The organism is Pseudomonas sp. RA_15y_Pfl1_P11, from assembly GCF_963970975.1.
Lineage (GTDB): Bacteria > Pseudomonadota > Gammaproteobacteria > Pseudomonadales > Pseudomonadaceae > Aquipseudomonas > Aquipseudomonas tritici.
This window is the reverse complement of sequence record NZ_CAXAOY010000011.1, coordinates 62,494-79,993: the sequence shown is the minus strand read 5'-3', so window position 1 is coordinate 79,993 and position 17,500 is coordinate 62,494. Positions and strand designations below refer to the sequence as shown.

14 protein-coding genes, 4 tRNA genes and 2 pseudogenes are annotated in these 17,500 nt (G+C 59.8%); 13 read left to right on the top strand and 7 right to left on the bottom strand.

Going from position 1 to position 17,500, the window contains the following annotated elements:
• Positions 1 to 96 precede the first annotated feature (96 nt).
• Genes AACY44_RS15530 through AACY44_RS15520 form a run of 3 tightly spaced genes read right to left on the bottom strand, consistent with a single transcriptional unit; the run spans position 97 to position 4,634 of the window.
• Positions 97 to 1,500, bottom strand: coding sequence for an efflux transporter outer membrane subunit (locus AACY44_RS15530; protein ID WP_339427864.1), 1,404 nt, complete (start codon positions 1,498 to 1,500; stop codon positions 97 to 99).
• Positions 1,493 to 3,463 carry a MacB family efflux pump subunit gene (locus AACY44_RS15525; RefSeq protein ID WP_339530576.1) on the bottom strand — a complete coding sequence of 657 codons (1,971 nt, stop codon included), beginning with the start codon at positions 3,461 to 3,463 and terminating at the stop codon, positions 1,493 to 1,495. The genes AACY44_RS15530 and AACY44_RS15525 overlap by 8 nt, the downstream gene beginning before the upstream one ends.
• 1 nt (position 3,464) lies before the next feature.
• Positions 3,465 to 4,634: an efflux RND transporter periplasmic adaptor subunit gene (locus AACY44_RS15520; RefSeq protein ID WP_339418000.1), complete on the bottom strand. Its 1,170-nt coding sequence runs from the start codon at positions 4,632 to 4,634 to the stop codon at positions 3,465 to 3,467.
• Positions 4,635 to 4,889: 255 nt separating this feature from the next.
• Here AACY44_RS15520 and AACY44_RS15515 point away from each other — a divergent pair, with 255 nt between their 5' ends.
• The 4 genes from AACY44_RS15515 (at position 4,890) to AACY44_RS15500 (ending at position 8,994) form a co-directional block, all read left to right on the top strand.
• The gene (locus AACY44_RS15515) at positions 4,890 to 5,372 is read left to right on the top strand and encodes a sigma-70 family RNA polymerase sigma factor (RefSeq protein WP_065875993.1); all 483 of its coding nucleotides are present in this window, start codon (positions 4,890 to 4,892) and stop codon (positions 5,370 to 5,372) included.
• A gap of 120 nt (positions 5,373 to 5,492) precedes the next feature.
• Entirely contained in the window at positions 5,493 to 6,830 is a 1,338-nt protein-coding gene (locus AACY44_RS15510; RefSeq protein ID WP_339417998.1) for a lysine N(6)-hydroxylase/L-ornithine N(5)-oxygenase family protein, read from the top strand.
• A 107-nt stretch (positions 6,831 to 6,937) separates the two neighbouring features.
• A complete protein-coding gene (locus AACY44_RS15505) occupies positions 6,938 to 8,158 on the top strand; it encodes a putative DNA modification/repair radical SAM protein (protein WP_339427861.1) in 1,221 nt (406 codons plus the stop codon).
• Positions 8,155 to 8,994 (top strand): TIGR03915 family putative DNA repair protein, encoded by an 840-nt coding sequence (locus AACY44_RS15500; protein ID WP_339530574.1) that lies wholly within the window; start codon positions 8,155 to 8,157, stop codon positions 8,992 to 8,994. Before AACY44_RS15505 ends, AACY44_RS15500 begins: the two co-directional genes overlap by 4 nt.
• Here AACY44_RS15500 and AACY44_RS15495 read toward each other — a convergent pair.
• Positions 8,995 to 9,228 (bottom strand): annotated as a pseudogene (locus tag AACY44_RS15495) (hypothetical protein); the annotation flags it as partial.
• Positions 9,229 to 9,307: 79 nt separating this feature from the next.
• Between AACY44_RS15495 and AACY44_RS15490 the strand changes: the two are divergent.
• Positions 9,308 to 9,648 (top strand): annotated as a pseudogene (locus tag AACY44_RS15490) (PA0061/PA0062 family lipoprotein).
• Here AACY44_RS15490 and AACY44_RS15485 read toward each other — a convergent pair.
• Positions 9,645 to 9,797 (bottom strand): hypothetical protein, encoded by a 153-nt coding sequence (locus tag AACY44_RS15485; protein WP_339417994.1) that lies wholly within the window; start codon positions 9,795 to 9,797, stop codon positions 9,645 to 9,647. The pseudogene AACY44_RS15490 and the gene AACY44_RS15485 overlap by 4 nt on opposite strands.
• 210 nt (positions 9,798 to 10,007) lie before the next feature.
• On the opposite strand from AACY44_RS15485, the gene AACY44_RS15480 reads away from it, so the two are divergent.
• Complete coding sequence (locus AACY44_RS15480) at positions 10,008 to 10,670, top strand: C39 family peptidase (RefSeq protein ID WP_339417993.1); 663 nt, start codon at positions 10,008 to 10,010, stop codon at positions 10,668 to 10,670.
• Positions 10,671 to 10,816: 146 nt separating this feature from the next.
• Here the strand turns inward: AACY44_RS15480 and pbpG are convergent, their stop codons facing one another.
• Positions 10,817 to 11,740 (bottom strand): D-alanyl-D-alanine endopeptidase, encoded by a 924-nt coding sequence (pbpG, locus tag AACY44_RS15475; RefSeq protein ID WP_339427860.1) that lies wholly within the window; start codon positions 11,738 to 11,740, stop codon positions 10,817 to 10,819.
• 205 nt (positions 11,741 to 11,945) lie between these two features.
• A complete protein-coding gene (gene folD, locus AACY44_RS15470; RefSeq protein WP_339530572.1) occupies positions 11,946 to 12,800 on the bottom strand; it encodes a bifunctional methylenetetrahydrofolate dehydrogenase/methenyltetrahydrofolate cyclohydrolase FolD in 855 nt (284 codons plus the stop codon).
• 279 nt (positions 12,801 to 13,079) lie between these two features.
• Between folD and AACY44_RS15465 the strand changes: the two genes are divergently transcribed.
• The 7 genes from AACY44_RS15465 to clpX all read left to right on the top strand — a co-directional run bounded on the left by AACY44_RS15465 (position 13,080) and on the right by clpX (position 17,391).
• Positions 13,080 to 13,156: transfer RNA gene (locus AACY44_RS15465), tRNA-Arg, on the top strand.
• Positions 13,157 to 13,188: 32 nt separating this feature from the next.
• Positions 13,189 to 13,264 (top strand) — tRNA-His (locus tag AACY44_RS15460).
• 57 nt (positions 13,265 to 13,321) lie between these two features.
• Positions 13,322 to 13,406, top strand: a tRNA-Leu gene (locus AACY44_RS15455).
• 77 nt (positions 13,407 to 13,483) lie between these two features.
• Positions 13,484 to 13,559 (top strand) — tRNA-His (locus AACY44_RS15450).
• A 398-nt stretch (positions 13,560 to 13,957) separates the two neighbouring features.
• Positions 13,958 to 15,268 (top strand): trigger factor, encoded by a 1,311-nt coding sequence (gene tig / locus AACY44_RS15445; protein ID WP_339417991.1) that lies wholly within the window; start codon positions 13,958 to 13,960, stop codon positions 15,266 to 15,268.
• A gap of 91 nt (positions 15,269 to 15,359) precedes the next feature.
• Complete coding sequence (gene clpP / locus AACY44_RS15440; protein WP_017848147.1) at positions 15,360 to 15,995, top strand: ATP-dependent Clp endopeptidase proteolytic subunit ClpP; 636 nt, start codon at positions 15,360 to 15,362, stop codon at positions 15,993 to 15,995.
• A gap of 112 nt (positions 15,996 to 16,107) precedes the next feature.
• On the top strand, positions 16,108 to 17,391 hold the full coding sequence (gene clpX / locus AACY44_RS15435; protein WP_017136464.1) for an ATP-dependent Clp protease ATP-binding subunit ClpX: 1,284 nt from the start codon (positions 16,108 to 16,110) through the stop codon (positions 17,389 to 17,391).
• The last annotated feature ends 109 nt before the right edge of the window (positions 17,392 to 17,500 follow it).

Here is a 17,500-nt window from a genome sequence, read left to right as displayed (position 1 = left end):
CCTGGGTGGCCGTGTGATAGCGGCTTTTTTACCAAGGACCTCAGGTTGAAGAATGTAGGGGGAGAAGACGGCTAATGTACGAAATCGGAGTTTTGTTTATCGGATCTGTGCCTGCCAGCCACCGCCCAGTGCCTTGTACAGCGCGATGCTGGCTTGCAGGCGCGACAGCCGCAGTTGCACATTCTGGTCTTGGGCCGCGTACAGCGTGCGCTGGGTTTCCAGCACCGTGAGCAGGTCTTCGGCACCTGCCTGGTAGCGGCTTTCGGCGATCTGGAACGCTGTCCGGGCTTGGTGCAACTCTTCACTTTGCCAGTCGCGTTGCTGGTCGAGGCGGGTGATGCGGCTGAGGGCTTTTTCCACATCGGCAAAGCCATTGATGATCGCGCCGCGATAGGTCTGCAGCAGTTCTTCCTGGCGTGCGCGGGCCTTGTCGCGTTCAGCGCTTAAACGGCCGTTGTTGAAGATCGGGCCGACCAAGCCTGCAGTCAGCGTGTAATAGGGGCTGCGCAACACATCCATGGCCTTGTAGGCGTCGGAACCCAGGGTCGCGCCAAGGGTGACGGCGGGCAGCATGGCCGCGCGGGCCACGGTGACATCAGCCTGTGCCGCCGCCAGTTGCGCCTCGGCCTTGGCGATGTCGGGCCGGCGGCTGAGCAATTGGCTGGGCAGGCCGGCGCCGATGCTCGGCCAGGTCAGTGCCTGAAAGGGCTCGGCGCCCAGGTCCAAGGTCTGCACCGGTTGGCCGAGCAGGGCGGCCAGGGTGATCTGCGATTCTTCGGCCAATTGCTGGATCAGCGGCAGCTGGCGTTGCTGGCTGGCCACCAGGCTTTTTTGCTGGGCCAGTTCCAGGGCCGTGGCGGAGCCGGCGTCATAGCGCGTCTGTACCAGGTCGAGCACGTTGCGCGCATTGGCCAGGTTCAGCTCGGCGATCTGCTGGCGCTGGTGGGCGGCGAGGGTTTGTGCGTAGCGGTCGGCCACGCTGCTGAGCAGGGTCAGTTCCACGGTGGCCTGGTCAAACTCGCTGGCGCGCAGGCTGTGCAGGGCGCTGTCGCGAGCGGCGGCGCGGCCACCCCAGAAGTCCACTTCGTAGCTGGCGGTGAGGTTGGCGCCGAAGTTGTCGACGGCGTCGTCGCTTTGGGACGCATCCAGGTTCGGTCCACCTGAGCCGCGTATGAGTTTCTGGTGACTGGTCTCAAGGTTGAACTTCACCTCGGGCAACAACGGCGCGCCGGCTATCACCGCACTGGCCTGGGCCTGGCGCACACGGGCCGTGGCGGCAGCAACGTCGAAACTGTCACGGCGGGCCTGCTCGACCAGTCGGTTCAACTGCGGGCTGGCGAAGTGTGTCCACCATTGCTGGTTGGTGGCCTGGGCGGCGTCGCGCTCGGCGTATTGCCAGGCGGCAGGCGGCGCAATAGCCGTGTCGATGGCCGGTGGGTTGCCGGCGCAGGCGCTGAGCAACACACACAAGCCGGGCAAGTAGATGGATCGTTTATTCACGGGTCAACGCCTTAACCGGATCGAGCCGGGCAGCTTTACGGGCCGGCATAAAGCCGAATACGACGCCGGTGACCAGCGCGCAACCAAATGCGCCACACACCGCCACCAGGGAAAACTGCACCGCCACGTCGGCCAGTACCAGCAAGCCACCCACCAGCAGGGCCAGGGCGATGCCGCACAGGCCGCCGACCACCGAGAGCATCACCGCTTCGGTGAGGAACTGGCGCAGGATATCGCGCTGGCGTGCACCGGTGGCCATGCGGATACCGATTTCGCGGGTACGCTCGCGCACAGTCATCAACATGATATTCATCACGCCGATACCGCCCACCAACAGGGAGATCGCGGCAATCGAACCAAGCATCAACGACAGCGTGTTCTGCGTGTGGGCTTCGGCCTGGATCATCGCCGCGTTGTTGGTCAGCTCGTAGTCGCGCTTGCCGTTGTGCAGCGTCTGCATCAACTGATCGATGGCCAACTCGGCCTCGTGGACCTTGCGCGCATCAGCCGCCGCGATCACCACGTATTCGGGGTTATAGCTGCCGAACAGGCGCACGCTGGCGGCGGTATAAGGGATGGCAATGCGGTCGTCGCTGTCCTTGTTGCCGGAGCTGGCGCCTTTTTCCGCCAGCACCCCGATCACCTGGAACGGCACGTTCTCTATCAGGATGTACCGGCCGATGGGGTCGACCTCGCCCTTGAACAGTTTCTCGCGCACACGATGCCCGATCACCGCCACCGTGGCGGCGGCGCGCTCGTCCTCGGCGGTAAAATAATTGCCCTCGACCACCGGCCAATTGAAAATCTCCGGGAAGTTGGTGTCATTGCCGCCCACATAGGCCATGTAGTCGACATTGCCAAAACGCACCCCGGCTTCGCTGCCGTTGACCGGCATGATGCGCTGCACCTGGGGCAGCCCTGCCAGTGCGTGGACGTCATTGAGCGACACGATCCCCGGCGGCGTACGCGGGTTGGGCGACGAGCCACTGAGGTAGATGATGTTGGAACCGAACGCACCCATCTGCGCCATGACCTGGCGCTTGCTGCCTTCGCCCACCGCGAGCATCACCACCACCGACGCCACGCCGATGATGATGCCCAGCAGGGTCAACGCCGTGCGGAAGCGGTTGATCCACATCACCCGCCAGGCAGCTTGCACGGCATCCACCAGTTCGGCTTTCCACGCGCCATTGTGCTCGGCGCCGTCGGCCAGGCGTTGGCGCAGGTCAACGGCTTGCAGGGCGCCGTTGGCTAATGCAGGAGCAACTTCGCTGCCATCGGCCGAGTCACTGATGATCAACCCATCGCGAATCTCGATAATGCGGTTGGCCCGCGCCGCCACTTCGCGGTCGTGGGTGATCAGGATCACCACGTGGCCTTGGCTGGCCAGTTCGTCGAGCAGGGTCATGACCTCGGCGCCGCTGTGGCTGTCGAGGGCGCCGGTGGGTTCATCGGCCAGGATGATGTGGCCACCGTTCATCAATGCGCGAGCGATGGACACGCGCTGCTGCTGGCCGCCGGAAAGCTGGTGCGCACGGTTGCCGGTGCGGTCGGCCAGGCCCAGGCGCGTGAGTAGCGCGTTGGCGCGGGCATGGCGCTCGGTGGCGCTGATGCCGGCATAGATCGCCGGCATCTCGACGTTTTCCTGGGCCGAGCCGGAGGGAATCAAGTGGTAGCCCTGGAACACGAAGCCAAAGGCTTCGCGGCGCAGCCAGGCCAGTTCGTCAGAGTCCAGGCGCGCGACGTTTTCCCCGGCGAACAGGTAGTCACCGACGCTTGGGCGGTCGAGGCAGCCGAGGATATTCATCAGCGTGGACTTGCCGGAGCCCGAGGCGCCGACGATGGCAACGAACTCCCCGGCATGAATCGACAGGTCGATACCGCGCAACACGTCGACCTGCGGGCTGTCGCCGCCGCCGTAGGATTTGCGGATGTTCTTGAGTTCGATCAGGGGCGTGGTCAACTCAACCCCCGATGCCGTCGGCCGGGCCGATCAACAGTTGATCGCCCTCGTTCAGGCCGTCTAGCACTTGGACGCGCAGGCGGTCACTGATGCCCAGTTGCACGTGGCGTTCTTCGATACGCCCGCTTTTGGTCACGACCCGTGCGATCTGGCGGTCGGCACTGGACGTGCCCCGCAGCGCGGCAACCGGTGCTGTGAGGGCGTCCTTGACCTGGCTGGCAACGAAAAACACCTGGGTGGTCATCTCCGCCATCAACGCGTTGTCGCTGTTGTCCACGTCCAGCAGCACGGTGTACAGCACCACACGGCCACTGCCGCTTTTACTGGAACTGTTGGGGCTGCCGCTGCCTTGGGTTTCATTCAAGGGCTTGGGCGGGATCGGCAGGATCTGCCGCACGGTGCTGGTCCAGCGCCGGTTGCCGCCGCTCAGGGTTGTGAAGTACGCGGTCATGCCCGGCTTGACGTGGCCGATATCGGCTTCCGAGACTTCCGCCCAGACGGTCATCGGTGACAGTTTGGCGATGCGCAGGATCAGCGGCGTCTGCTGCTGGGCATTCAGGGTCTGGCCGACGCGCGCGTCCACCGCCACGACGGTGCCGGTCATCGGCGCATAGATGCGTGTGTAGCCCAGCTCCGCTTCATCGCTGCGCAGGCTGGCCTGGGCTTGTCGGATCTGCGCCTGGAACATGCTGACCCGGGCCGCAGTGGCGCTCAATTCAGCTTTGGCGGTTTGTACATCTTCTTCACGGGTCGCATTACCGGCGGCCAGGCGTTGCTGGCGCTGGTACTTCTGGCGTGCCAACTGATGCTGGGCATTTTGCTCCTGCAACTGGGCCTTGAGGTTTTCGATGGCGTACCGGCTGGCGTCGAGCTTGGCTTTTTGCGTGGAAGGGTCGATTTCCACCAGCAATTGGCCTTCCTGGACCTGGTCGCCGGCCTCGACGTGGATCTTGCGGATCTGCCCGGACGCCTGTGCGCCAACATCCACATAACGCCTGGGTTGCAGGGTGCCCAGGGCCGTCACGCTGTTTTCGATATTGCCGCGGGTGACGCTCACGGTGGTGAGCGTGTCACGCCCAGACGGCAGCACTTGCCAGGCCGCGATGGCGATGATGGGGAGCAGGCACGCGATAGCCAGCAAGGCGCGTCGGGCAGGTCGAGGGCGTTTCATGCTTTGGTTCCAGCCAGGAAAGTTCGGACCGCAGTTGCGGGGAGCTGACAAGTAGACGAGGGAATTGCGGGGGGATTTAGGCGGTTACATAAGCAGTTACAGCTCCCTTGAAGAAAAATAATCGTCCGTTGATGCAAGTGTGCTTTAAAAGTAGATGAGAATTACTATAAATTGCACGCACTCAAACTGCCATCACCCAAACGCTGTCTTTTTTGCACCCAAGGGCCTAATGCCGCCACCCGGCGGTCGGGAGTCATGTTGGAAAACTACTATCGCGAGCTGGTGTGTTTCCTCAACGCCAAGCTGGGCAACCGTCAGGTGGCCGAGGATGTGGTGCATGACGCTTATGTTCGGGTGCTGGAACGTTCCAGCGACACGCCCATCGAACAACCCCGCGCCTTTTTGTACCGCACTGCGCTCAACCTGGTGATCGACGGTCATCGCCGCAACGCCTTGCGCCAGGTTGAACCTCTGGATGTGCTGGATGCCGAAGAGCGCTTCGCCAGTTGCTCGCCCCACACCCACCACGACCACGGCCAGCGCCTGGAATTGCTCGAACGCGCCCTGGCCGAGCTGCCGCCAGCCTGTCGCGACAGCTTTCTGCTGCGCAAGCTCGACGGCCTGACCCACCTGCAAATCGCCGAGCGCCTGTGCATTTCCCGCGCCCTGGTGGAAAAACACATCGTCAACGCCATGAAGCACTGCCGGGGGCGGATGCGAGAGTGGGAAGCGCACTGATCACCTGTTAGTTAAATTTTATTTCACTGTCCTCGTTTCCTATCAACACATGACCTGTTGTGCAGGTCTTGAAAGGTATTCCCGCCCCACCGCCAAGGGGCTTATCCAGAGGACACTGGAATGACACAGGCTATTGCTTCGCCCGCGGTTCACGACCTGATCGGTATCGGTTTCGGCCCTTCGAACCTGGCGCTGGCCATCGCCCTGCAGGAGCGCGAAAAGGCCCAGGGCAAACTGGACGTGCTGTTTCTCGACAAACAGGCCGACTACCGCTGGCACGGCAATACCCTGGTGACCCAGAGCGAACTGCAGATCTCGTTCCTCAAGGACCTGGTGACCCTGCGCAACCCCACCAGCCCATATTCCTTCGTCAATTACCTGAAAGCCCACGACCGCTTGGTGGACTTTATCAACCTGGGCACCTTTTACCCGTGTCGCATGGAGTACAACGACTACCTGCGCTGGGTCGCCGGGCAGTTCCAGGCCCAGGCGCGCTACGGCGAGGAAGTGCTGGCCATCGAGCCGATCCTGCATCAGCAGCAGGTTGAAGCGCTGCGCGTGATTTCCCGCGATGCCTTGGGCGAGCAGCACGTGCGCACCACCCGTTCGGTGGTGGTCAGCGCCGGCGGTACACCGCGTATTCCGGAGGCGTTCAAGGCGCTCAAAGGGGACAGCCGGGTGTTCCACCATTCTCAATACCTAGCGCGCATGGCCACGCAACCGTGTGTCGAGGGCAAGGCCATGCGCATCGCCATCATCGGCGGCGGCCAGAGTGCAGCCGAAGCTTTTATCGACCTGAACGACAGCTTCCCGTCGGTGCAGGTCGACATGATCCTGCGCGGGTCGGCGCTCAAACCCGCCGATGACAGCCCGTTCGTCAACGAAGTGTTCTCGCCGGCCTTTACCGACCTGGTGTTCCAGCAGGAAGGCGCCGAGCGTGAGCGCCTGGTCGCCGAGTACCAGAACACCAATTATTCGGTGGTAGACCTGGACCTGATCGAGCGTATCTACGGCATCTTTTATCGCCAGAAAGTCTCCGGCATCGCCCGCCAGGCGTTCCGCACCATGACGGTGGTCGAGAAAGCCACCTCAGGTTCGTTGGGCATCGAGCTGGTGCTGCGCAATAACGCCAGCGGCGAAACCAGCGTCAATCATTACGATGCGGTGATCCTCGCCACCGGCTACGAGCGCCAGACGCACCGCGCCTTGCTGGCGCCGCTGGAAGATTATCTGGGCGAATTCGAGGTGGCGCGCGACTACCGCATCGTCACCGACGAGCGTTGCAACGCTGGCATCTACATCCAGGGTTTCAGCCAGGCCAGCCACGGTTTGAGTGACACCTTGCTGTCGGTGCTGCCGATTCGTGCGGATGAGATTGCAGCGTCGCTGTATGCACTGGACCGTGGGCGTGGCAAGGGACGCTCGGTGCGTGACGTGTTGCTCGCCACCGCGAGCTGAGTTCCAGCTACAAGCTTCAAGCTTCAAGCTTCAAGCTTCAAGCTTCAAGCTTGTAGCTTGTAGCTACCCTCTGCTACTGTACAAAAAACCAGTACCGGTAGCCCTTCATGCAGTTGATCGAAAAACTCAGCATCCTCGCCGACGCCGCCAAGTACGACGCGTCGTGCGCCAGCAGCGGCGCGCCCAAGCGCAGCTCCGAGGGCAAGGCGGGGCTGGGTTCTACCGATGGCATGGGCATCTGCCACAGCTATACGCCCGATGGGCGATGCGTGTCATTGCTCAAGGTGTTGCTCACCAACTTCTGTCTCTACGACTGCCAATACTGCGTCAACCGCCGCTCCAGCGACGTGCCCCGCGCGCGTTTCAGCCCGGAGGAGGTGGTCACCCTGACCCTGGACTTCTACCGGCGCAATTGCGTCAGCGGGCTGTTTCTCAGCTCTGGCATCATCCGTTCGTCCGACTACACCATGGAGCAGTTGGTGCGGGTCGCCAAGCTTCTTCGCGAAGATCACGACTTTCGCGGCTATATCCACCTCAAGACCATTCCCGATGCGGACCCGGCGCTGATCGCCGAAGCCGGGCGTTATGCCGACCGCCTGAGCGTGAATATCGAACTGCCTACCGAGACCAGCTTGCAGACCCTGGCGCCGGAAAAACAGATCGTCTCAATCAAGCAGGCCATGCAGACCATCTACACCGGCGAGCAGACCGTGCTCAATGAGCCGCGCGCACCGCGATTCGCCCCGGCAGGGCAAAGTACGCAAATGATCGTCGGCGCCGACGACACCGATGACAGCACCATCCTCCACGGTGCCGAAGCGCTTTACGGCAATTTCAAGCTGCGGCGTGTGTATTACTCGGCGTTCAGCCCCATCCCCAACAGCCCGAAGAGCGTGCCCCTGGCTGCACCACCGCTGATGCGCGAGCATCGCTTGTACCAGGCCGATTTCCTGCTGCGCAGCTACGGGTTCAGCGCCAACGAACTGTTCGCAGGCCCCGGCCACCTGGCCCTGGATATCGACCCCAAGCTGGCCTGGGCCCTGGAACACCGCGAGGTATTCCCCCTGGACCTGAACCGCGCCGAGCCGACCTTGATTGCGCGCATTCCGGGCATTGGCCTGCGCACCACCCAGCGCCTGGTGGACCTGCGGCGTGAACGCAAGATCCGCTTCGAAGACCTGGCGCGCATGCGCTGCGTACTGGCCAAGGCCAAGCCGTTTTTCATCACCAGTGACTATCACCCGCAACAGGCCGAAAGCACCAGCGTGTTGCTACGTGAGCAATTGCGCGACCGCCCCGCACCGCAGCAAATGGGGTTGTGGGGATGATCAGCCTGGAATGCGACAACCTGTTCAGCACCTGGCGCGACCAGGCGCGATGGCTGCTCAGCCATCAGGTCGATCCCAGCCAGGTGAGTTGGGGCGAGGCCGAGGTAGCTGATCTGTTTGCCACCGACCAGTCCATCCCCGAAGGCCTCGGGCCGTTCCAGACGCGCGTGCCCAAGGCGCTGTTGGATCTGCTGGAGTCGGCCGCCTGCTACCACGGCGACCAGCGCTGGAGCCTGCTGTATGAAGTGTTGTGGCGTGTGAGCCATGGCGATCGTACTGCGATGCTGGCGGGGGACAAGCTGGGTAGCGAGTTGCAGCGGCGGATCAAACAGGTCAGCCGCGAGGCGCACCACCTGCATGCGTTTGTGCGGTTTATCGCATTACCTGCTGGGGCGGGGGCGGAGCTGCCGGAATATGTGGCCTGGCACGAGCCTGCACACGACATTCTGAAATCCGCCAGCCAGCATTTCATCGGGCGCATGGGCCGTCATCGTTGGATGATCGCCACGCCGCTGGACGGGGTGTACTACGACGGAGAGCAGCTTATTCATCAGCGCGAGTGCCCCGAGGCGTGGCGGCACCTGGCGCAGAATGTAGAGGATCCGCACAGTGCGATGTGGCTGACCTATTACAGCCACATCTTCAATCCAGCGCGGTTGAACCCCAAGGTGATGGAAGGGCATTTGCCGAGCCGGTTCTGGAAGAACTTGCCCGAGGGCAAGTTGATCCCAGGGTTGATCACTGAGGCGCGGACGGGAAAGCAGAAGGATGGGCAGGCGAAGTTGATTGGGGCAAAGGCCGGTCGCCAGATTGCCAGCCCCCACCGAACGCGGTGACCAATCGCACGCTTGCCTGTCACTGACAGGGCTGTACCGCCTGCAATGTTCGTTGTGCCACGGGCCGTCACGGGTCTGTTCGCGGTAGACCGTCGGGAGGTTTACCGAAGGCACGGTGTAGGTCGGCGCCATTGAGCAACCTTGCAACACCAGCCGTGTCAGGGCTGCGACAGGTTTAAGCCTTGGGCGCGTGCGCACCTCCCGAGGCGTCGGCCAGTTGCACCGGGTCGCCATCGGCCCGATGGTGCATATGAATATGGCCACCACGATAAACGTGTACGGCTGTTGCAGTGCGGTCTTTATCAGCCCGAGCATGCGTGAACCTCTAAGGGAGCAGGATTGCAAACCCCTGTTGTTGATGCCCGCCCTCTGTGCTGTGCTGCTGTTATCGGCCTGCGCCGGTCTCATTCCCCAAGCCGACCCGATCGAAACCTGGATCGGCTTGAAGGGAGAAGCGCCGAACGACCTGATGGCTGAGCGAGTGGATGGAAAACGCGTGGATGACGGGTGTTTTTTTGAAGTGACGCCGGGGATCATCGCCTGGATGTGACGTTATTCGAGTCCAGCATGGGCACGAGCGTGCTCGCATCCCTGGAGCATGGCCACGGCAAGGAAGTCGCAGCGACTCAGGACTTTAATTACATGCCTGGCTAGGCGTGATGCACCGCTGCCTTGTGGGGCTTGGCGGGTTTGACGTGGGGGTGATAGTGCCGGCGGGTAATGCGCAACACCCCCCACAACATGGCCCCGGCTACCGCCAGCCAACCGCAGATCAACAGTAAAATCGTTGTTGCAAGGCTCATTCGGGCCTCCTTTCGCCCCGTACGGGGCACACACAGTCTTCCCAAGTGACAGTCTAGCTAGGCGGAGGTTGCCTGCTATTGACCAATGGTCGTGTCTGTCCAACTTCTTTGCTCTATCCACCCCCTTTACTAAGCCTGCGGGCTATACCCACGTGGCAGAGCGTCCTATGATCAGGGCCCTCACCGGCAGTTGATCAAGAGAGTAGAAAATTGCGGTTACGGTCGAACCTTAAAATATCCTTGTTGCTCGCCTGTGCCCTGGGGCTTGCGGCCTGCTCTGCAACCCCGTCGAGGCTGGTGGGCCTGCCGGAGCGTGTCGAGCTCAATGGCGTGCCGACTTTTCGCGGCGAGGCTTATCAGAGCGGTCCTACGGCTTTAGCCAGCATGCTGTCGCAACAAGGCATTGTCATGACACCGGGCTTGCTGGATAAGCCGCTGCGTTTACCGGGCGCCGAAGCGGACCTTGAACGCAACATGCAGGTGCTGGCGCGTGAATACGGGCTGATGGTGTACCCGCTGGATGCAGAGCTGACGGCGGTGCTGGCGCAGGTGGCGGCGGGTTACCCGGTGATGGCGAGAATTGGCGGCGGGGTGTGGTCTGACGCGCACTACGTGGTCGTGGTCGGGTTCAATCAGCAGAAAAGTACTGTGCTGCTGCGCTCCGGGATGGACCGGCGCCTCTTGATGAGCTTCAGCGCCTTTGAATCGAAGTGGAAGAGCGCGGGGAGTTGGGCAATCGTCACCCAGCGCCCAAGCCAGTTGCCGGCCAATGTGGATGCTCAACGCTGGCGTGATTCGGCTAATGCAACGGCCCAGGCCGGGCAGGAGCGGGCGGCGGCGCAGGCACTGAAGGTGTTGGCGGAAAGGAAGTAAACACCGCGGATCAAACTGTGAGAGCGGGCTTGTGTGGGAGCCGGCGGTTCGACGCTTCGACTTGCCCGCGATGCAGGCGCTGAGGTGTTTCAGTTGCACCGCGGTGATATCGCAGGCAGGCCAGCGCCCACATAGGCAGTACGTGTTTAGCGACGCACTTGTGCAGCGTTCGAGCGGTTCTTCAGGTTCTTATCAGCCTTGTAGCGCAATGCCACATCCGGCACCGAGCCGCTCTTGCCGGTTTCTACCCAGTTACGAATCCGGCTGGCATCGGCGAAGTGAGTGAATTTGCCAAAGGCATCCAGGATCACCAACGACACCGGGCGGTTACCCATGCTGGTCACCAGCACCAGGCAGTGGCCGGCCTGGTTGGTGAAGCCGGTCTTGGTCAGCTTGATGTCCCAGTTGGCGCGGTTGATCAGGTGGTCGGTGTTGGAGAAGCCCAGCGTGTAGTTGGGCTTGCGGAACGAAACGGTCTTTTCCTTGGTGGTACTCAGTTGGCTGAGCAGCGGGTAGTGGCGCGCGGCGGCCAGCAGTTTGCTCAGGTCACGGGCGGTGGACACGTTATGAATCGACAGGCCAGTAGGCTCGACGTAATGGGTGCTAGTCATGCCCAGCGCCTTGGCCTTGGCGTTCATCGCCGCGATAAATGCTGGGTAGCCGCCTGGGTAGTGGTGGGCCAGGCTGGCAGCGGCGCGGTTTTCTGACGACATCAGGGCGATCAGTAACATCTCTCTGCGCGGCATTTCGCTGCCGATTTTCACGCGGGAGAACACACCTTTCATTTCCGGCGTGTCCTTGATGTTGATATCGATGTACTCATCCATGTTCTGCTTGGCTTCGAGCACGATCAGGCCGGTCATCAGTTTGCTCACCGAGGCAATGGGCACCACCACGTCGGGGTTGCTGGAATAGATGACCTTATTGGTCTGCAGGTCCACCAGCATTGCGCTGCCTGAAGCGATTTGCAGCTTGGAGGTATCACGCGGAGCCTGGGTGGTTTCGGCTGCTTGCGCGAAGGTGCCTGTGAAAGCAAAAAATAGGCTGACAAGAGAGAGACGAATTTTCACGCGGATGAACTCGCTAAAAAAGTAAGGAAATACCGTTCGGGAACGGTTTTTTGATAAATGCCGTTACATTTTAGAAGTATGGATCGGAAACTGTCGAATGTTCTTCTAAAGCCAGATGAAAGTTCCTAAAAACTAAGAGAAAAGTTTTTTTGCGGGCAATAAAAAACCCTGCGATAAGGCAGGGCTTTTTCAGTACGCCTGGTTATCAATCGTGCAGGGTTTCTGCGGCGTACAAGGTATTTTCCAATAGGCAGGCACGCGTCATCGGGCCAACCCCGCCGGGTACTGGAGTGATCCAGCCGGCGCGGGGCATGGCGGTTTCGTACACCACGTCACCCACCAGTTTGCCGTCTTCCTGGCGGTTGATGCCCACGTCGATGACGATGGCGCCTTCCTTGATCCACTCACCCTTGACCAGGCCCGGCTTACCGGCGGCGACGACGACCAGGTCGGCGCGGCCAACGTGGCCGGCGAGGTCTTTGGTGAAGCGGTGGGTGACGGTCACGGTGCAGCCGGCCAGCAGCAGTTCCATGGCCATCGGGCGGCCGACGATGTTGGACGCGCCGACAACCACGGCATCAAGGCCGTAAAGGTCGACACCGGTGCTTTCCAGCAGGGTCATGATGCCTTTCGGAGTGCACGGGCGCAGCAGCGGGATACGCTGGGCCAGGCGGCCGACGTTGTAAGGGTGGAAGCCGTCGACGTCCTTGTCCGGGCGGATGCGCTCCAGCAATTTGGACGCGTCCAAGTGCTCGGGCAAAGGCAGTTGGAGCAGGATGCCATCGATCTTCGGGTCGTCGTTGAGACCGTCGATCAGGTCGGTAAGCGCCTGCTGGGTGGTCTCGGAAGGTAAGTCGTAGGCCTTGGAAATAAAGCCGACCTCTTCACAGTCTTTACGCTTGTGCGAGACATAAACCTGGGACGCAGGATCGCTGCCGACCAGGATCACCGCGAGGCCAGGCGTGCGCAGGCCTTGCTGGCCACGCTCGGTGACGCGTTTGGCGATCTGCTGGCGCAGGCTGGCGGCGATTGATTTGCCGTCGATAAGTTGTGCAGTCATTACGCGTGATTAACCATCGAGAGGGGGAAGAAAAGTGCGCGCATTCTCGCATGCCATGACGTGAGGGCAAAGGCGCTTGGTCTGCAAATTGCCCTAACCCCTTAAATAAAATCAGTTTTTTTCAAAAAAGATTTGACGGGTTTCCAGGCCCTCTATACTATTCGTCGCACTTGTCGGGCACAGCCTAGCACTGGTTAAGAAGGTCGAGCAGAATAGAGTGTTGTTCTGTAAGGCTGGAAGCACTTAGTTTGTAATCCTCCAAGAGTACAGATTAATCAGGCGCCCGTAGCTCAGCTGGATAGAGCATCCGCCTTCTAAGCGGATGGTCGCAGGTTCGAGTCCTGCCGGGTGCGCCATTAGGCAGCTTTGGCACAAGTAACGCTAGATGGTGGGCGTAGCTCAGTTGGTAGAGCACGGGATTGTGACTCCCGTTGTCGAGGGTTCGATCCCCTTCGTCCACCCCATATTTTGAAAAGGCGCCAGATTAATCGTCTGGCGCCTTTGCTTTAAGAGCTACAAGCGCGGATGTGGTGGAATTGGTAGACACACTGGATTTAGGTTCCAGCGCCGCGAGGCGTAAGAGTTCGAGTCTCTTCATCCGCACCAAACACGGCTTGGTCATGTCGAAAGGCAGGGCAGGGCTCAACAAAGAAGTAGTTTGGTTTCTTTGTTAACGCAATATGGTGGGCGTAGCTCAGTTGGTAGAGCACGGGATTGTGACTCCCGTTGTCGAGGGTTCGATCCCCTTCGTCCACCCCATATTCGAAAGGCGCCAGATTTAACAGTCTGGCGCCTTTTTTGGTTTCAGCGGTACGAATATTCGGCGGCTGCAGGTAGTGGGTCGCAACGGCAGGGCGTTTCGTCGTATTTATGTATCTCGATGATGCCGCACTGCCTGCTGGCCCTGTTTGAGGGGTTGACCGCCAAGGGGGATAGACGACTTCTTCTATATATAGAAGAGGCGGCGCAGAGCCCTGGCGTACTTGGCTGTATTTGTCACCGGGGCGAGGTGCGTCAGTGCCTTCGTACCGATAAATTGCCGGCTGTTTTCGGGCGTATTTTCAGTAGGGTGACTTCTTGAGTTTGACCCACTAGAATGCATGCCCTTGATTGGGGTCGGAAATGGCCGGCTAACGTCTGTGCAACGAGGAATATCCATGCAAGTTTCTGTTGAAAATACTACTGCTCTCGAGCGCCGCCTGAGCATCACCGTTCCGGCAGAGCGTATTGAGACTGCGGTCAACAAGCGTCTGCAGCAGACTGCCCAAAAGGCCAAGATCGCTGGTTTCCGTCCAGGCAAAGTGCCAATGAGCGAAATCAAGCGCCGTTTTGGTGCTGATGCGCGCCAGGAAGCTGTTGGTGACGTAATCCAGGCTTCTTTCTACGAGGCAGTGGTTGAGCAAAAGCTGAACCCAGCAGGTTCGCCGTCGATCGAGCCTAAGTCCCTGGAAGCGGGCAAGGACCTGGAATACGTTGCCGTATTCGAAGTGTTCCCAGAATTCGAAGTGGCCGGTTTCGATGGTATTGCTATCGAGCGCATGAGCGCCGAAGTGGCTGATTCGGACCTGGACAACATGCTGGAAATCCTGCGCAAGCAGAACACCCGTTTCGAAGTGGCCGAGCGTGCTGCCCAGAACGAAGACCAGCTGAACATCGATTTCGTTGGCAAGGTTGACGGCGAAGTCTTCGCTGGCGGCTCTGCCAAGGGTACTCAGCTGGTGCTGGGTTCCAACCGCATGATCCCTGGTTTTGAAGACGGCCTCGTTGGCGCCAAAGCCGGCGAAGAGCGTGTTCTGAACCTGGAATTCCCTGCTGACTACCAGAACCTGGACCTGGCCGGCAAGGCCGCCGAGTTCACCGTGACCGTCAATAGCGTTTCCGAGCCTAAGCTGCCTGAGCTGAACGAGGAGTTCTTCACTCAATTCGGCATCAAGGAAACCGGCATCGAAGGCTTCCGCACCGAAGTTCGCAAGAACATGGAGCGCGAGCTGCGTCAGGCCATCAAGTCCAAGGTCAAGAACCAAGTTATGGACGGTCTGCTGGCCGCCAACCCGATAGAAGTGCCTAAGGCCCTGCTGTCGAACGAAGTGGATCGCCTGCGCGTACAAGCTGTTCAGCAGTTTGGTGGCAACATCAAGCCTGATCAACTGCCGGCCGAACTGTTCGAAGAGCAAGCCAAGCGCCGCGTCGTGCTGGGTCTGATCGTGGCAGAAGTGGTCAAGCAGTTCGACCTCAAGCCTGATGAAGACCGCGTTCGCGAAATGATCCAGGAAATGGCTTCGGCCTACCAGGAGCCTGAGCAGGTTGTGGCTTGGTACTACAAGAACGACCAGCAGCTGAACGAAGTACGTTCGGTTGTGCTGGAAGAACAAGTTGTGGATACTGTTCTGCAGAAGGCTAAGGTGACCGATAAAGCGGTCTCTTACGAAGAAGCAGTCAAGCCGGCAGAAGCAGCACAAGCCGACTGATTGTCCAACTCGTTGGAAATACAACCATAAGCCAGCCTCGCGCTGGCTTATGCGTTTTCAAGACATGACTATTTGGGAGTAACTGCAGAGCATGTTCCGTAATTCCTATATTCAGCAGAACTCTGATATCCAGGCCGCTGGCGGCCTGGTCCCGATGGTTGTCGAGCAGTCCGCTCGTGGCGAACGCGCCTACGACATCTACTCGCGCCTGCTCAAGGAGCGAGTGATCTTTCTGGTGGGCCCCGTAGAGGATTACATGGCCAACCTGATCTGTGCGCAGCTGCTGTTCCTTGAAGCGGAAAACCCGGACAAGGATATCCATCTCTACATCAACTCGCCGGGTGGTTCGGTGACTGCGGGCATGTCGATCTACGACACCATGCAGTTCATCAAACCGAATGTATCGACCACCTGCATCGGCCAAGCCTGCAGCATGGGTGCATTCCTGCTGACCGCAGGTGCTGAGGGCAAGCGTTACTGCCTGCCTAACTCGCGCGTTATGATTCACCAGCCATTGGGCGGTTTCCAGGGCCAGGCGTCGGATATCGAAATCCACGCCAAGGAAATCCTGTTCATTCGCGAGCGTCTCAATACGCTGATGGCCAAGCACAGCGGGCACACTCTCGAAGAAATCGAGCGCGACACCAACCGCGACAACTTCATGAGTGCCGAAGCCGCGCGTGACTACGGGCTGATCGACGCCGTGATCGACAAGCGCCCCGCTTAATATAAGCCGCTCAAAATAGGGCTGGTCGGCATGTCCGACCACTGGTGGGCTTGAAAAAGCCCGCATAAGCCTTCATCTTGTGTTGCAAGCCTATCGGATTTGGATCGAACGAATGACTGACACCCGCAACGGCGAGGACAACGGCAAGCTGCTCTATTGCTCCTTCTGTGGCAAAAGCCAGCATGAAGTACGCAAATTGATTGCCGGCCCCTCGGTCTTTATCTGCGACGAGTGCGTCGACCTGTGCAATGACATCATCCGTGAGGAGGTGCAGGAAGCCCAGGCCGAAAGCAGCGCGCATAAATTGCCTTCGCCTAAAGAAATCAGCGGCATCCTTGACCAGTACGTTATTGGTCAAGAGCGTGCAAAGAAGGTTCTGGCCGTAGCGGTGTACAACCACTACAAGCGCTTGAACCAGCGTGACAAGAAAGGCGACGAAGTCGAGCTCGGCAAGAGCAACATCTTGCTGATCGGTCCTACAGGCTCGGGTAAGACCTTGCTTGCAGAAACCCTCGCTCGTCTGCTGAACGTTCCGTTCACTATCGCCGACGCCACCACCCTCACTGAGGCTGGTTACGTGGGTGAAGACGTCGAGAACATCATTCAGAAGCTGCTGCAGAAGTGCGACTACGACGTAGAGAAGGCCCAGATGGGCATTGTCTACATCGACGAAATCGACAAGATTTCGCGCAAGTCTGACAACCCGTCGATCACTCGGGATGTTTCCGGTGAAGGCGTGCAGCAAGCCCTGTTGAAACTGATCGAAGGCACGGTTGCTTCCGTACCGCCACAAGGCGGCCGTAAGCACCCGCAGCAGGAATTCCTTCAGGTTGATACGCGCAACATCCTGTTCATCTGTGGCGGTGCATTCTCCGGGCTGGAAAAAGTTATCCAGCAACGTTCCACCCGGGGTGGCATTGGTTTCGGTGCAGAAGTGCGCAGCAAGGAAGAAGGCAAGAAGGTGGGCGAGTCCCTGCGTGAAGTCGAGCCTGACGATCTGGTCAAGTTCGGTCTGATCCCGGAATTCGTTGGCCGTCTGCCGGTCCTGGCCACGTTGGACGAGTTGGATGAGGCTGCTTTGATTCAGATCCTCACCGAGCCGAAAAACGCCCTGACCAAGCAATACGCCAAGCTGTTCGAGATGGAGGGTGTAGACCTTGAGTTCCGTACCGACGCACTCAAATCAGTGGCCAAGCGGGCACTGGAGCGTAAGACGGGTGCGCGTGGCCTGCGTTCGATTCTGGAAGGCGTGTTGCTCGACACCATGTACGAAATCCCCTCGCAGTCCGAGGTGAGTAAAGTGGTGATTGACGAAAGCGTCATAGAAGGCAAGTCCAAGCCGCTGTATATCTACGAAAACAGTGAGCCGGCTGCCAAGGCTGCGCCAGACGCGTAAGCGTTTCGCAGTTTCGGTATAAACAAGGGGTCCTTCAGGGGCCCCTTTGTTTTTACAGCGTTTTTTACTCCAAAGCGTTTACTGCGTTTAACTGCTGGCAATAAGCTTG

What these genes read in the sequence shown, in the direction of transcription:
- AACY44_RS15505 (WP_339427861.1), top strand. Translation starts at nt 6,938, where the DNA reads ATGCAGTTGATCGAAAAACTCAGCATCCTCGCCGACGCCGCCAAGTAC.
- AACY44_RS15510 (WP_339417998.1), top strand. Translation starts at nt 5,493, where the DNA reads ATGACACAGGCTATTGCTTCGCCCGCGGTTCACGACCTGATCGGTATC.
- folD (WP_339530572.1), bottom strand. Translation starts at nt 12,800, where the DNA reads ATGACTGCACAACTTATCGACGGCAAATCAATCGCCGCCAGCCTGCGC.
- AACY44_RS15485 (WP_339417994.1), bottom strand. Translation starts at nt 9,797, where the DNA reads ATGAGCCTTGCAACAACGATTTTACTGTTGATCTGCGGTTGGCTGGCG.
- clpP (WP_017848147.1), top strand. Translation starts at nt 15,360, where the DNA reads ATGTTCCGTAATTCCTATATTCAGCAGAACTCTGATATCCAGGCCGCT.
- AACY44_RS15515 (WP_065875993.1), top strand. Translation starts at nt 4,890, where the DNA reads ATGTTGGAAAACTACTATCGCGAGCTGGTGTGTTTCCTCAACGCCAAG.
- AACY44_RS15520 (WP_339418000.1), bottom strand. Translation starts at nt 4,634, where the DNA reads ATGAAACGCCCTCGACCTGCCCGACGCGCCTTGCTGGCTATCGCGTGC.
- clpX (WP_017136464.1), top strand. Translation starts at nt 16,108, where the DNA reads ATGACTGACACCCGCAACGGCGAGGACAACGGCAAGCTGCTCTATTGC.
- AACY44_RS15500 (WP_339530574.1), top strand. Translation starts at nt 8,155, where the DNA reads ATGATCAGCCTGGAATGCGACAACCTGTTCAGCACCTGGCGCGACCAG.
- tig (WP_339417991.1), top strand. Translation starts at nt 13,958, where the DNA reads ATGCAAGTTTCTGTTGAAAATACTACTGCTCTCGAGCGCCGCCTGAGC.